Consider the following 14308-nt stretch of genomic DNA (forward strand, 5'->3'; position numbering starts at 1 on the left):
TGGAGAAAATTATTGGGAGCGAAAAATGCATGATAGATTTTGAACACGTTTCAAAGCAGTACAAGCACAACGCAAAGCCTGCCCTGGAGGATGTCAACTTCCATGTGGATGACGGCGAGTTTGTTTTTCTGCTGGGTCACTCAGGCGCGGGCAAATCCACCCTGCTCAAGCTGATCCTGCGCGAGGAGACCCCCACCGAGGGCCGCGTGCTGGTGAACGGGCAGGATGTTGCCCGCCTGCGCCGCCGCAAGATCCCCTACCTGCGCCGTCAGATGGGCATCATCTTTCAGGATTTCCGGCTCATCCCCACCATGACTGTTTACGAGAACATTGCCTTTGCCATGCATGTTACCAACATCGGGCATAAGCAGATCAAGGAGCGCGTGAATTACATGCTGGAGCTTGTCCACCTGGAGGACAAGGCAAAGGTCTACCCCGACCTGCTCTCCGGCGGTGAGCAGCAGCGTGTGGCTGTGGCCCGCGCCCTGGCCCACGCCCCCAAGCTGGTGATTGCGGACGAGCCCACCGGCAACATCGACCCCGAACTGAGCCTTGAGATGATGGAGCTGCTGGAGCGTGTCAGCGAGATGGGCATCACTGTGCTGGTGGTCACCCATGAGCACGAGCTGGTCCGTCATTTTGACCGCCGCGTGGTCACCCTGTCCGGCGGACACATCATCTCGGATGTGCCCACGGGCTCCATGATCCCCCACCCGCCCGTAGACCCGAAGGAACTGGAAATGGAGGTGTCGCTGGTATGATGAAGCCTTCTACGTTCGGTTTTCTTGTGGTGCGCGGCGTGCGCAACCTGGGCAAGCACTGGGCCATGACCATTGCCTGCATCGCCTCCCTGAGCGTCTGTATGACCCTGAACACCTTTGCCACGCTGGCGGAAGTCAATGTGGACAGCATGGTGAACTATCTGGGCCAGCAGAACGAAATGGTGGTCTATGTGGACCCCGAAGCCGACGATGCCACCATCCAGTCGGTAGGGGAGCGCATCACTGCCACCCCGGGCGTGAGCCGGGTGCAGTACATGTCCAAGGAGGACGTGCTCAACCAGTACCGTGGGTACATGGCGGATTACGCCGTTCTGCTGGACGAATTTGAGAATGATAACCCCTTCAAGGCCAACTACCGTGTCTCTCTGGCAGACCTGAGCCAGATGCAGGCCATGAGCCAGAACTTCCAGAGCATTCCGGGTGTGTACAGCGTTACCGCCCCCATTGAGATGACCCAGACCTTTGTGGAGGTCCAGCGGGCCGTGACCAAGGTGGGCCAGATCGTGATCCTGGTGTTGATGGCGGTCAGCATCATCACGGTGGGCAGCACCATCCGCCTGAGCGTTTTTGCCCGCCGCCGTGAGATCGAGATCATGAAGTATGTGGGCGCGACCAATCACCTTGTCACCCTGCCCTTTTTTGTGGAGGGTCTGACCATGGGCCTGATCTCTGGTGCCATCACCTCGGTAGCCGGTATCTTCGGCTATGCCTACATCGTGCAGGCCTCCAGCACGCTGGGCGGGTTGTGGCAGCTGCTCATGGGCACCGCCATGGTGCCTGTGGATGCCGTCTGGCCTACCATCCTGACGTACAGTCTGGCCGGTGGTGCGCTGGTGGGTGCGCTGGGCAGCATGTTCTCCATCCGCAAACATCTGAATGTGTAAGCGAAAGGAGCCTTCTCTGTGAAACAAGCAAAACACTCTGCGGGCTTCCGCCTGCACCTCATGTATACCCCCACCCACGCAAAACCCGCCCCCGGGCACAGCCGTGCCATGCGCGCCGCCAGCCTGTTTCTGGCAGCGGCCTGCCTGCTGCTGAGCGTTTCGGTCTACCCGGCCACGGCGGCTACCAGCATGTCCAGCCTGCAGAACAAGCTGGATAAGCTCTCCCAGTCCATTGTACAGCACAAAAAGGAACTGTCCAATGCAAAAAAGAAGGAGCAGGCCGCCAAGGCGCTGGAATCGGAGCTGAAGGAAAAGGTCACGGTGGTTCAGAGCCAGATCAGCGTGCTGAAGGGCCAGATCGCCGAGGTGCAGAACAGCATCGGCCTGAAGGAACAGGAGATCGCCGCCAAGGAGCAGCAGATCACCGAAAAAGAAGCGGAGATCGCCGACCAGTGGGGGGATTTCAAGCAGCACATGGCCGCCATGCAGGAGCTGCGGGACGGCGGCAGCGTTGCCATGCTGTCCGCGGTGAACGACCTGTATGAACTGCTGACCTTCAACGAGGTCATGCAGGACATCTCCATCAAGGACACCGAGATCCTGGACAACATGAAGAACGCCAAGGAAGCGCTGGAAAGCGATAAGCTGACGCTGGAATCCCAGCGCAGCGAGCTGCAAAGCAAAAAGGCAGATCTGGATGCCCAGAACAGCCAGATGCGTGCCAAGCAGAACGAGCTCAACTCCAGCGTGGCCGCCGCCCAGATGAGCGCTGCCGAGGCGCAGCAGGCCCAGAAGGACGCGCAGGCCGCCATTGAATCGGACGAGATGAACTATGAGGCCGTCAAGAAGCAGATCCAGAAGATGATCGCCGCGGCCGCTGCCTCCAAGCCCACCCTGAGCTTTACCGGCTTCATCTGCCCGCTCAAGAGCTATAGCCGCATTTCCAGTGAGTACGGCTGGCGCAAGAACCCCGTTACGGGGGTCAACAAGCTCCACGCCGGTACCGACTTTGCCGCCCCGGGCGGCACGCCCATCTATGCAGCCGCCAGCGGTTATGTGCAGGTGGCGGGCTGGTCCAGCGGCGGCTACGGCAACTATGTCATCATCTACCACGGCAAAATGTCCGATGGCAACCAGTACAGCACCCTGTACGGCCACATGCGGTCGGTCGCCACCTCGGCGGGCAAGTATGTCCAGCAGGGCGAGATCATCGGCTATGTGGGCAGCACCGGCAACTCTACCGGCAACCACCTCCATCTGGAGGTCTGGAAGGGCGGCTCCAAGGCCAATGCCGTCAACCCCCGTGGTTATATCCCCATGAAATAATCTGCATTGTATCAAAGGAGGCCGTCAGGGCTTATGAAGGAAGAAAAACGCAAGCGCATCCTGCGCGTGGGCTGTCTGATCCTGGCAGGGATCTTTGCACTTTCCATGCTGGGCAGCGTGGTTATGATGCTGCTGGTCTGACAGAGGAGGGAAGAAGATGAACCGTAAGATATCGGTCGGCATGGCGGTCAGCATCGTCATCCTGGCCATGACCGTTACCTTTTCCATTACCATGCTGGTGGCGATGCGCCTGTTTGACAGCACCGTTTCCAGCGTGAAGGAAAAGGAGAGCATGTACAACAAGATCGCTGAGGTGGACCGCTATGTCCGCAGCAACGATTACTATCCCATCGACGAGACCACCCTCTACGACCGCCTGACGGCTGGCTACCTGCTGGGCACCGGCGATAAGTACGCCCGCTATTTCAGCGCCACCGCCTATACGGAGCTGATGAACACCCAGAACGGCACCCTGATCGGCATTGGCGTGGAGCTGGCTGTGGATCAGTCCGGCTATGCCAAGGTCATCAAGGTCTACGATGAATCCCCCGCCAAGGAGGCAGGCATTCAGGTCGGCAACTACATCACCGCTGTGGACGGCACCGATGTCAAGAGCATGAGCAGCGTGGATGCCATCCAGACCCGCCTGCGCGGCGAGAGCGGCACCACCGTCAATGTGACCTGGCTGGACAGCGAGGCCTCCGAGCATACCGCTGACCTGACCCACTCCGGCTACAGTTCCACCACCGTGGATTACCAGATGGTGCAGGGCAATGTGGGCTACATCCGGATCCGCCAGTTTGATTCCACCACCCCCAGCGAGCTGGATTACGCCATCCGCAGCCTGAGCGCCAACGGCGCGGGCAGCCTGGTGTTTGACCTGCGCGATAACGGCGGCGGCCTGCTGGACGATGCCATCCAGTGCATCGACCTGATCGCCCCGGAGGGCACGCTGGCCTTTGCTGAGGACAAGAACGGCACCCAGACCCTGCTGGGCACCAGCACCAGCGAATCCCAGATCGGCCTGCCCGTTGTCTGCCTGGTCAACGGCAGCACCGCCAGCGCGGCGGAGCTCTTTGCCAGCAGTCTGCGCACCCTGAATGGTGCCCGTCTGGTGGGCACCACCACGCAGGGCAAGGGCACCATCCAGAGCAGCCCCCAGCGCCTGTCCGATGGCAGTGCCGTGGTGGTCACCGTGGCAAAGCTGGTCTGCGGCGACGGCAGCTGCTTTGACGGCACCGGCCTGACCGTGGATGTGGAGCGCCCCCTGACTGCGGACGAGCAGACCGCATACTATGATTACACTGTGGAGAACGATCCCCAGATCCAGCGTGCCGTGAGCACTGCCCAGCAGATGAGCGGCACCACCACCGTGAGCGGTGTCAACGAGGCTGCCTCCAGTGAAGCTGCCGACAGCGCCGCCGCTGAGAGCGTGGCGGAAGGGGACGCTGAGGCTGCATCTGCCGAGAGCACCCCGGCAGAGACCGCGCCCGCCGAAAGTGAAGCAGCAGGGGAGAGCACTGCATCCAGTAGTCAAGAATAAGAGAACAACCCTCTCCGTCAGCGCTGACGCGCTGCCACCTCTCCCGAAGGGCGAGGTCTTGGCAATTCATGCAAAGTTTGCGGTTTTGTCAAAAGCTCCCCCTTTGGGGGAGCTGGCGAGCGAAGCGAGACTGAGAGGGTTATTTTGGAAAAGAAAGGATAGAGCCATGCCCGAACTGACCGACCTGTCTTATGTGCGCGCCCTGTGCGAAAAATATGATTTTGCCCTTTCCAAGGGCTTTGGCCAGAACTTCATCGTCAACCCCGGCCTTCCCCCCAAGATCGTGGATGCCAGCGGCGTGGACAAGCGTTACGGCGTGCTCGAGATCGGCCCCGGCATCGGCGTGCTGACCCGGGAGCTGGCAAAGCGGGTGGCAAAGGTGGTCTCCATCGAGGTGGACGAGCGCCTGCCCCCCCTGCTGGCCGAGACCATGGCCGGTGTGGACAACTTCAAGCTGGTATTGCAGGATGTGCTCAAGGTGGATCTGAAAGCCCTGATCGCGCAGGAGTTCCCCGGGATGCCGGTGGCGGTCTGCGCCAACCTGCCCTACTATATCACAAGCCCCATTGTGATGAAGCTGCTGGGTGACCGCCTGCCCATCGAGAGCCTGACTGTGATGGTGCAGAAGGAAGCGGCCGATCGTCTGGCCGCCGCCCCGGGTACCCGGGCCTCCAGCGCCATCAGCTGCGCGGTGAGCTATTACGCGACCTCTAAGATGATGTTCACCGCCGCCCCGGGCAGCTTTTACCCGGCCCCCAAGGTGACCAGCGCCGTGGTGCGGATGGAGATCCGCCCCACCCCCGCCGTGCAGGTGGAGGACGAGGAGGGCTACTTTGCCCTTGTCCGCGCGGCCTTTGGCCAGCGGCGCAAGACTGCGGCCAATGCCATTGCCAGCGGCCTGGGGATGCCCAAGGATGCCGTGACCGCTGCCATTGAAGCCGCCGGTTTCGATGCCCGCATCCGTCCCGAGGCCCTGACGCTGGAGGATTTTGCAAAGATCCAGAGCACACTGGCCCGGTGACTTGTTTTAATAATTCGGTTTTCCAAAAGCAGGGGCTCTTCGCAAAGCGTGGAGCGCCTGCTCTTTTAGAATATAAAGCAAAAATACAGTGTCTTTTTGACGAGAACAATTCCGGTTGTTTTGTCTGTGGCATTGTTTGTTAAATTTCCTGCACGCTTTACCATGTAAAAGCAAATATATTTCATCGTTTTTGTGCGGCAGACTTTGCTTTTTGAAGAAAAAGCTGTGTGTGCTCCATTGACATCTTTTTATTTCAATGGTACAATATATGACGTGTTAAGGTTTTGCGGGAGGAGCACAGGTGCAGACAGAGGGGTCTGTTTCTGCGCTCTTTTGTATTCCCTGGCAATACAGGATTCAAAAAACCTCCGCAGAATAGTGGGAAAACAGCAGGACATCCCGCCCTGCACCATGCACTGAAGCACGGAATTATTATAGGGAGGAAAACACAATGAACAACAACTACGAGTCTCATGCAATCAGCCGCCGCAGCTTTCTGAAGGCTTCCGGTGTCGTTGGTGCCGCCGGCATTCTGGCCGCCTGCGGCGGCAACTCTGGCAGCAGCTCCACCGCTGCTTCCTCTGGTGCTACCAGCGCTCCCAACACCACCGGCGCTACCCCGCTGAAGGAGTTCATCTCCTGGGAGAGCACCAACCGTGAGCTGGAGAGCTGGAACATGCTGTACAGCCAGATGGCTTCCGACATGAATGTCACCACCAACCTGTGGGAAGGCCTGCTGAGCTTTGACTGCTACGGCAAGGCTGTGCCTTCCGTGGCCAAGGAGTGGAGCCACAATGAGGACTCTTCTGTTTGGACCTTCAACCTCCGCGACGATGTGGACTGGGTGGATGTGAACGGCGAGGTCAAGGCTCACCTGACCAGCAAGGACTTCCTCGTGGGTCTGGAGTGGGTGCTGAACGCAGCCAAGAACCAGGCCAACAACACCTCCATGCCCAACGAAACCCTGGCCGGTGCTGCTGATTACTATCAGAAGACCAGCGATATGGGCGATGCTGCTGCCGACCTGACCTACCAGGATATGCTGGACGCAGGCGTGGGCGTTGAGGCTCCGGATGATTATACCCTGGTCTTCACCTGCAAGGATCCCTGCCCTTACTTCGATACCGTTGCTGCCTACACCAGCTTCTACCCCGCCTCTGAGGATCTGATCAACGAGCTGGGCGTTGAGGGCTTCCGTGCCTGCGATTACACCAACATGTGGTACAATGGTCCCTATGTGGTGGAGGAGTTCATCAGCCAGAACACCAAGAGCTACATCCCCAACCCCAACTACTTTGGTGCAAACGATGTGTCCCGCTTCGACCGCTTCACCGTTACCATGATCAGCGACGGCACCGTTACTTTCCAGCTGTACCAGAACCGTGAGCTGGACGAGATGGATGTGGGCGAGAGCACCCTGACCACCATCCAGGCTGATCCCAACAGCGAGTACAATGATCAGCTGTGCGAGAAGCGCCCCAAGAAGTTCAGCTACCAGATGCACTTCAACTACCAGAAGAACAACGAGGACGGCACCCCCGACGACAACTGGAACAAGGCGATTGCCAACACTGCTTTCCGTCAGTGCTTCTACAAGGGCCTGGAGATGACCAACTGGTATGCACGTACCAACAAGATCAACCCCCTGAAGTGCGAGAACGATTACTACACCATGCCCGGTGTCTGCTACAACACCCAGGGCCAGGAGTACTCCACCCTGGTTGCCAAGGAGATGGGCTTCGACAAGGAAGCATACGATGGCAAGACCATGATCCGCCTGCGCGCCAACAACGGCGACATCGCTGACCTGAAGAAGCAGGCCATGGACGAGCTGAGCGCCATCGGCGTTACCTTCCCTGTCCACGCTGCTTACTACATCATCGCCGCCAACTCCACCGCTCTGGACAACGCAACCGTGCTGAAGCAGTGCTTCACCGACAGCTTCGGCGATGACTTCATCGTGCTGGACATCAAGACCTTTGTTTCTTCCCTCACTCAGGAAGTCCGCAATCCTCAGCTGCAGAGCTTCGTCATCAACGGCTGGGGCGCTGACTTCGGCGATCCCGTCAACTTCGTTGGTCAGGAGATCCTGCACGACGACAACGCCTACTACAGCTGGTACTACTCCAACATCGCCAAGGTCGTGGAGGCCGGCCCCGCTGACTGGCAGAAGGATCTGGTGGCCTGCTACGAGGAGTTCACCGATCTGGTCAACACCGCAAAGGCCATCGTTGATGATACCGATGCCCGCTACGCTGCCTTCGCAAAGGCTGAGGCCAGCATGCTGAACAACGTTCTGGCCTGCCCCTGCTACTTCGAGGTTGCCTGGACTCTGACCCACGCCAACGAGTACAGCAAGATCAACGCTGTGTATGGTCCCTGCAACTACAAGGCTGTGAACTGGGAGACCAGCGAAGAGGCTTACACCACCGAGCAGTACGAGGAGTTCGCCGCTGCATTCGACGCAGCTACCAAGGCTTAAGTTCCCCGTTTCCCCGCCCGAAAGGGTAGAAATAAAAGTTAAGGGTTCGATAACATGTTAAAATACACGGTTAAGCGGCTGCTCCAGTCGCTTGTCACAATCTTTCTGATCGCAACAGCAGTTTTCCTGATGATGCGCTGCCTGCCGACGGACTACTACTTCACTGAGGAACAGCTCATGAAGTTTACCGATCAGCAGAAGACCGCCGCTCTGGAAGCAGCTGGCCTGACCGATCCCATCCCCACCCAGCTGGTCAAGTTCTATAACAACCTGCTGCATCTGGATTTCGGCACTTCCCGCCGCATTCAGAACGGTGCCCCGGTGGTCAAGGTCATTGGTAAAAAGTTTGGTGTCTCCATGCGTCTGGGCCTCATCGCCTCCGGCATCTCTTTGGTGGTCGGTGTGCTGATGGGCATCCTGCAGGCGGCATTCAAGGACAAGGTATTCGACTGGATCGGCACGGCCTACACCGTGTTCGTCAACGCGGTCCCTTCGCTGGTGTCGTATTCTCTGGTGCTGGTCTTTGGTTCCAAGTACCTGGGATTCCCCACGCTGTATTCCACCCGCAATGTGAGTGCTTCCAGCGTGCTGCCCATCACCTGCCTTTCGCTGGCATCCATTGCAGGCTATGCCCTGTGGACCCGCCGCTACATGGTGGATGAGCTGACCCGCGACTATATCAAGCTGGCCCGTGTCAAGGGCCTGAGCTCCCGCGAGATCATGTTCAAGCATGTTCTGCGCAACGCCATGGTCCCCATGGTGCAGTATATCCCCCAGTCCATCCTGCTGACGGTGGGCGGCTCCCTGCTGATGGAACGGTTCTTCTCCGTTCCCGGCATGGGCCCCCTGCTGACGGATGCCATCCAGCGCTATGACCTGAACGTCGTTCAGACCCTGGTCATCCTCTACGCTGTGCTGGGCATCGTGGGCGTGTTCCTGGGCGATGTGCTGATGATGGTGGTTGACCCCCGTATTACTCTGACCGGAAAGGAGGAGGCTCGCTGATGGCTAAGGCATCGGATTTTGAGGGCAAGAAGCCCGAAGAACTGTTCTACTTTGTGGATTATTCCCCGGAAGAAGCTGAACGCATCGGCTACTCCAACTATTCCTATTGGGGTTCTGTCATCCAGAACTTCCTCAAGCAGAAGGTCGCTGTCTTCTGCCTGATCCTGTTCCTGGCGTTGACGGTGTTCTCCTTCATTGCGCTGGGCATCGGCAAGTATCACTACACTACCCTGATCTCTGATTCCAGCAAGGCTTTCATCAAGCCCAACAGTGAGTACTGGTTCGGTACCGACAACCTGGGCCGTGACTACTGGTGCCAGGTGTGGTACGCCACCCAGGTTTCCATCCGTCTGGCTCTGGTGGTCGCCGTGGGCGAGAGCATCGTGGGCGTGATCTTCGGCCTGATCTGGGGCTATGTGCGCAGCCTGGACCGCTTCTTCACGGAGCTGTACAACCTGATCGACAACGTGCCCTATATCATCTATATGACCCTGATCGCCCTGATGGTGGGCCAGAGCTTCTGGATCATGGCCATCTCCATGATCGCCATCAACTGGCTTTCTATGGCACGCCGTGTCCGCAACATGGTGTTCATGTTCCGTGACCGCGAGTACAACCTCGCGTCCCGCTGCCTGGGCACCCCGCTGTGGCGCGTGCTGACCAAGAACATCCTGCCGTATCTGGTCTCCGTTATCATCCTGCGTATGGCACTGTCCATTCCGGGCACCATCAATCTGGAATCCACGCTGTCCTACCTGGGCCTGGGCCTGGGCATCGACACGCCTTCTCTGGGCCTGATCCTGAGCAAGGTGCGCGGCTTCTTCCTGGATTATCCGTACCTGCTGGTTTTCCCTGCATCCATCGTGTCCATCATTTCCATTTCTTTCTATATCATGGGCAACGCTTTGTCGGATGCGGCTGATCCGCGCAACCACGTTTGATAGATTGGAGAGAGAGACGTAAATGGATAGACAACCGATTATCTCTGCCAAAGACGTGGAGATCACTTTCAGCCTGCGCGGTCGTAAGCTGAACGCCATCCGCAAGTGCTCGCTGGACCTGTACGAAGGCGAGACCCTTGCCATCGTGGGCGAGTCCGGCTCGGGCAAGTCCGTATTCACCAAGAACTTTGTGGGTATGCTGGATGCCAACGGTAAGATCACCGGCGGCTCCATCATGTTTGAAGGCCGCGATATGACCAAGTTCACCGAGAAGGATTGGCTGGGTGTCCGCGGCAAGAAGATCGCCATGGTCATGCAGGATCCTATGACCAGCCTGAACCCGCTGAAGAAGATCGGCAAGCAGATCCAGGAGAGCATTGAGCATCACCAGGGTCTGAAGGGCGAGGAAGCCAAAAAGGCTGCCATCGAGATGCTGGGCAAGGTGGGTATCCCCGACCCCGAGCGTCGGTACGAGCAGTACCCCCACGAGTTCTCCGGCGGTATGCGTCAGCGTGTCGTCATTGCCATTGCAGCGGCCTGCCGCCCGCAGATCCTGATCTGCGACGAGCCCACCACTGCACTGGACGTGACCATTCAGGCACAGATCCTGCAGCTGATCCGCGACCTGCAGAAGGAGCTGGGCATGTCCGTTATCTACATCACCCATGACCTGGGCGTTGTGGCAAACGTGGCAGACCGTGTGGCCGTGATGTACGCCGGCCAGATCGTGGAATACGGCACCGTGGAGGAGATCTTCTACGACGCATGGCATCCCTACACCTGGGCTCTGCTGCAGGCTCTGCCGCAGCTGGGCACTAAGGGTGAGGCCCTGCCCAGCGTGGATGGTACTCCCCCGAACCTGTTCAACGAGATCAAGGGTGACGCATTTGCGCCCCGCAACAAGCATGCGCTGGCAATCGACTTTGTGCAAGAGCCTCCGTTCTTCCAGGTGTCCGAGACCCACGCCGCAAAGACCTGGTATCTGGACCCGCGCGCTCCCAAGATCGAGCGGCCGCACTCCATCCAGAACCTGCGTGAGAAAATGGGAAAGATGGGAGGCGCCAACTTAAATGGCTGAACGCGAAAAGCTGATTGAGCTGAAAGACCTTCAGATCACCTTTGGCTCCGGTAAGAAGAAATTTGTTGCTGTCGATCATGTCAACTTTGACATCTATAAGGGCGAGACCTTCTCGCTGGTCGGCGAGTCCGGCTCCGGCAAGACCACCATTGGCCGTGCCATCTGCCGCATCAACCCGACCTCCGGCGGTGACATCTTCTTCAAGGGCCAGAAGATCAACGGCAAGATCTCCAAGGAACTGGACAAAGAGGTCATCCGTAAGATCCAGATGATCTTCCAGGACCCCATGGCTTCGCTGAACGAGCGCGCCAAGGTCGAGTATATCATTGCCGAGGGCCTGCTGAACCATCATCTCTACAAGGATCAGGAAGACCTGCATGAAAAGGTGATGAACGCCCTGCATGAGGTCGGCCTGCTGCCGGAGTTTGCCTCCCGCTTCCCCCACGAGTTCTCGGGCGGCCAGCGTCAGCGCATCGGCATTGCCCGTGCACTGGTCATGGAGCCGGAGTTCATCGTGGCCGATGAGCCCATCTCTGCACTGGATGTCTCCATCCGTGCACAGGTACTGAACCTGCTGAACGAGATGAAGAAGAGCCGCGGCCTGACCTACCTGTTCATTGCACATGACCTGTCGGTGGTCCGGTTCATCTCGGATCGTATCGCCGTTATCAGCAAGGGCCGTATCGTGGAGCTGGCTGAGGCGGAGGAGCTGTTCCTCCATCCGCTGCATCCCTACACCAAAGCCCTGCTGAGCGCGGTTCCCATCCCTGACCCCAGCCTCGAAAAGCACAAGAAGCTGCTGGTCTATGACCCCTCGATCCACGATTACAGCGTGGATAAGCCGGTCTGGGAAGAGATCGCAAACGGCCACTTTGTGTATGGCAACCAGCGTGAGCTGGAAGGCTACCGCAAGGAGTATGAAAGCCAGCTGTAAGCTGAACCGCTTTCCTGTATTTTAACACAATGACCCCGCCGCGCTGGGAGTTTTCCCGCGCGGCGGGGTTTTGTGCTGTCAGGGAGAAAAAATAGAACCGGACGCTTCAAAAACGTCCGGTTCTGCTTTTTGCTATGGGTTCACTCGATCAGGCCTGAGTGGCTGCATCGAATGCGGCAGCAAACGCATCGTACTGTTCGGTGGTGTAAGCCTCCTCGCTGGTCTCCCAGTTCACAGCCTTGTAGTTGCAGGGACCATACATTGCGTTGATCTTGCTGTACTCGTTGACGTGGGTCAGGCACCAGGTGATATCATAGACGGTGGGGAAGATCAGATTCTCGTCCAGGAAGTAAGCCTCAGCCTTGGCAAATGCAGCGTAGCGTGCATCGGTGTCGTCAACGATGGCACGGCCCTCGTTCACCAGATCGGTGAACTTCTCGTAGGCGGCAACCAGATCCTTCTGGTAGCTGGCGGGGCCATTGTTCACAATGCCTGCGATGTTGGTCATGTTGCAGCTGTAGTAAGCATTGTCGTCGTGAACGATGATCTGGGTCAGGAAGTTGATGGGATCGCCGAAGTCAGCGCCCCAGCCCATGTGGACGAAGCTCTGCAGCTTGGGAGCCACGACTTCCTTCATGGTGGAGGACACGAAGGTGTTGATATCCAGCACGATGAAGTCATCGCCGAAGCTGTCGGTGAAGCACTGCTTCAGCACGGTTGCGCTGTCCAGAGCGGAGGTGGAGCCAGCCAGAATATAGTAGGAGCAGTGAACAGGGAAGGTGACACCAATGGCGCTCAGCTCTTCCATGGCCTGCTTCTTCAGCTCGGTGATGTCGCCGTTGTTGGCGCGCAGGCGCTTCATGGTCTTGCCATCGTAAGCCTCGCCGTCCAGACCCATCTCCTTGGCCACCAGGTTGGTGTAGTCGGTGCCGTCAGAGGTGTAGCACAGGCCCTTCATGGTGAAGAAGTCGTTCTCGCACTTCAGGGGATTGATGGGGTTGTAACGGGCGAAGAACTTGTTCAGCACCATGCCCTTGGAGAAGCACTGACGGAAGGCCTTGTTGGCAATGGCCTTGTTCCAGTTCTCATCGGGGGTGCCATCGGTGTTCTTCTTGTCGTAGTTGAAGATGAAGCAGTAGCTGAACTTCTTGGCACGCTTCTCGCACAGCTGCTGATTGTACTCGTTGGAAGGATCGGACTGAATGGTGGTGATGTTGCTCTCGCCCAGGTCCACCTCGTCCAGCTCGCGGTTCTGATACAGCTGCAGGCTGATGGAACCGTCGCTGATCATGGTGACAGTGAAGCGCTCAAAGCGGCTGACGTTGGCAGCATCGTAGTAGTTGGGGTTGGGGATGTAGCTCTTGGTGTTGCCCTGGATGTACTCCTCCACCACATAGGGTCCGTTGTACCACATGGTGGTGTTGTCGCAGCTCCGGAAGCCATCGACACCCAGCTCCTCGATCAGAGCAGGAGCCACGGGGTAAAAGCTGTTGTAGGCGGCAACGGTATCAAAGTAGGGGCAGGCGCTGGGGCAGGTGAACACCAGAGTGTAATCATCCGGAGCCTCAATGCCCACACCGGCAGCCAGCATGTCCTCGTAGGTCATGTCAGCAGCAGCGTCACCGGCTTCCTTGGTCAGCTCGTAGTACTCGTAAGCACCCACAATGGTATCGTTGGGCATGGAGGTGTTGTTGGCTTCGTTCTTGATGGCGTTCATCACCCATTCAAAACCAACCAGGAAGTCCTTGCTGGTCAGGTGAGCCTTCACCTCACCGTTGCAATCCACCCAGTCCACGTCGTCCCGCAGGTGGAAGGTCCAGACGGTGGCATCCTCATTGTGCTCCCAGCTGGAAGCGATGGCGGGCACCACCTTGCCGTAGCGGTCAAAGCTCAGCAGGCCGTCCCACAGGTTGGTGACCACGTTGGCATCCTCAGCCTTCTGGGTGTACAGCATGTTCCAGCTTTCCAGCTCACGGTTGCCGCTCTCAAAGGAGATGAACTCCTTCAGGGGGGTAGCGCCGGTGGAGTTGGGGGCAGCAGCGCCGCTGGCGGCAGCACCATTGCCGGTGTTGTTGGACTTTTCGCCGCAGGCTGCCAGCAGGCTGGCGGCACCCACAGCACCTGCACCCTTCAGGAAGGTGCGGCGATCAAAATTGAAGCTCATTGGATGATCCTCCCAGATCTTGCGCGGACAGAGCCGCGCGTTTTTCCTTTTCCTAAACGCAGTGAGGCTGTCTGCCTTTCCAAAAAGTGCACAGGAAAGACAAAAGTCGCACCACTGTATATTTTAGCACTTTACTGGAAAGAAGTCA

General features: G+C 58.1%; 11 protein-coding genes. 10 read left to right on the top strand and 1 reads right to left on the bottom strand.

Annotated elements, in window-relative coordinates; translation table 11 throughout:
• Positions 1-29 precede the first annotated feature (29 nt).
• The 10 genes from ftsE to MTP40_RS05160 all read left to right on the top strand — a co-directional run bounded on the left by ftsE (position 30) and on the right by MTP40_RS05160 (position 11996).
• On the top strand, positions 30-761 hold the full coding sequence (gene ftsE / locus MTP40_RS05115) for a cell division ATP-binding protein FtsE (protein WP_082210781.1): 732 nt from the start codon (positions 30-32) through the stop codon (positions 759-761).
• Positions 758-1666: a cell division protein FtsX gene (locus MTP40_RS05120; RefSeq protein ID WP_005932223.1), complete on the top strand. Its 909-nt coding sequence runs from the start codon at positions 758-760 to the stop codon at positions 1664-1666. The genes ftsE and MTP40_RS05120 overlap by 4 nt, the downstream gene beginning before the upstream one ends.
• A gap of 18 nt (positions 1667-1684) precedes the next feature.
• Positions 1685-2992, top strand: a complete 1308-nt coding sequence (locus MTP40_RS05125; protein WP_179860368.1) for a murein hydrolase activator EnvC family protein — start codon at positions 1685-1687, stop codon at positions 2990-2992.
• Positions 2993-3149: 157 nt separating this feature from the next.
• Positions 3150-4535 (top strand): S41 family peptidase, encoded by a 1386-nt coding sequence (locus MTP40_RS05130; RefSeq protein ID WP_098922759.1) that lies wholly within the window; start codon positions 3150-3152, stop codon positions 4533-4535.
• Positions 4536-4701: 166 nt separating this feature from the next.
• Positions 4702-5556, top strand: a complete 855-nt coding sequence (gene rsmA / locus MTP40_RS05135; RefSeq protein WP_249259940.1) for a 16S rRNA (adenine(1518)-N(6)/adenine(1519)-N(6))-dimethyltransferase RsmA — start codon at positions 4702-4704, stop codon at positions 5554-5556.
• A gap of 451 nt (positions 5557-6007) precedes the next feature.
• Positions 6008-8038: a peptide ABC transporter substrate-binding protein gene (locus tag MTP40_RS05140; RefSeq protein ID WP_117505221.1), complete on the top strand. Its 2031-nt coding sequence runs from the start codon at positions 6008-6010 to the stop codon at positions 8036-8038.
• 54 nt (positions 8039-8092) lie between these two features.
• The gene (locus MTP40_RS05145; RefSeq protein ID WP_156070707.1) at positions 8093-9043 is read left to right on the top strand and encodes an ABC transporter permease; all 951 of its coding nucleotides are present in this window, start codon (positions 8093-8095) and stop codon (positions 9041-9043) included.
• Positions 9043-9984, top strand: a complete 942-nt coding sequence (locus MTP40_RS05150; protein ID WP_097770607.1) for an ABC transporter permease — start codon at positions 9043-9045, stop codon at positions 9982-9984. The genes MTP40_RS05145 and MTP40_RS05150 overlap by 1 nt, the downstream gene beginning before the upstream one ends.
• A 22-nt stretch (positions 9985-10006) precedes the next feature.
• Complete coding sequence (locus MTP40_RS05155; protein WP_154276438.1) at positions 10007-11062, top strand: ABC transporter ATP-binding protein; 1056 nt, start codon at positions 10007-10009, stop codon at positions 11060-11062.
• Complete coding sequence (locus tag MTP40_RS05160; protein ID WP_005932252.1) at positions 11055-11996, top strand: ATP-binding cassette domain-containing protein; 942 nt, start codon at positions 11055-11057, stop codon at positions 11994-11996. Before MTP40_RS05155 ends, MTP40_RS05160 begins: the two co-directional genes overlap by 8 nt.
• A gap of 148 nt (positions 11997-12144) precedes the next feature.
• Here the strand turns inward: MTP40_RS05160 and MTP40_RS05165 are convergent, their stop codons facing one another.
• Positions 12145-14160, bottom strand: coding sequence for a peptide ABC transporter substrate-binding protein (locus MTP40_RS05165; RefSeq protein ID WP_249259941.1), 2016 nt, complete (start codon positions 14158-14160; stop codon positions 12145-12147).
• Positions 14161-14308 lie beyond the last annotated feature (148 nt).

Source organism: Faecalibacterium sp. IP-3-29, assembly GCF_023347335.1.
GTDB lineage: Bacteria > Bacillota > Clostridia > Oscillospirales > Ruminococcaceae > Faecalibacterium > Faecalibacterium duncaniae.

Excerpts from the sequence above, each read along its gene's own strand:
- ftsE (WP_082210781.1), top strand. The coding sequence starts at position 30 with ATGATAGATTTTGAACACGTTTCAAAGCAGTACAAGCACAACGCAAAG.
- MTP40_RS05120 (WP_005932223.1), top strand. The coding sequence starts at position 758 with ATGATGAAGCCTTCTACGTTCGGTTTTCTTGTGGTGCGCGGCGTGCGC.
- MTP40_RS05130 (WP_098922759.1), top strand. The coding sequence starts at position 3,150 with ATGAACCGTAAGATATCGGTCGGCATGGCGGTCAGCATCGTCATCCTG.
- rsmA (WP_249259940.1), top strand. The coding sequence starts at position 4,702 with ATGCCCGAACTGACCGACCTGTCTTATGTGCGCGCCCTGTGCGAAAAA.
- MTP40_RS05140 (WP_117505221.1), top strand. The coding sequence starts at position 6,008 with ATGAACAACAACTACGAGTCTCATGCAATCAGCCGCCGCAGCTTTCTG.
- MTP40_RS05145 (WP_156070707.1), top strand. The coding sequence starts at position 8,093 with ATGTTAAAATACACGGTTAAGCGGCTGCTCCAGTCGCTTGTCACAATC.
- MTP40_RS05150 (WP_097770607.1), top strand. The coding sequence starts at position 9,043 with ATGGCTAAGGCATCGGATTTTGAGGGCAAGAAGCCCGAAGAACTGTTC.
- MTP40_RS05155 (WP_154276438.1), top strand. The coding sequence starts at position 10,007 with ATGGATAGACAACCGATTATCTCTGCCAAAGACGTGGAGATCACTTTC.
- MTP40_RS05160 (WP_005932252.1), top strand. The coding sequence starts at position 11,055 with ATGGCTGAACGCGAAAAGCTGATTGAGCTGAAAGACCTTCAGATCACC.
- MTP40_RS05165 (WP_249259941.1), bottom strand. The coding sequence starts at position 14,160 with ATGAGCTTCAATTTTGATCGCCGCACCTTCCTGAAGGGTGCAGGTGCT.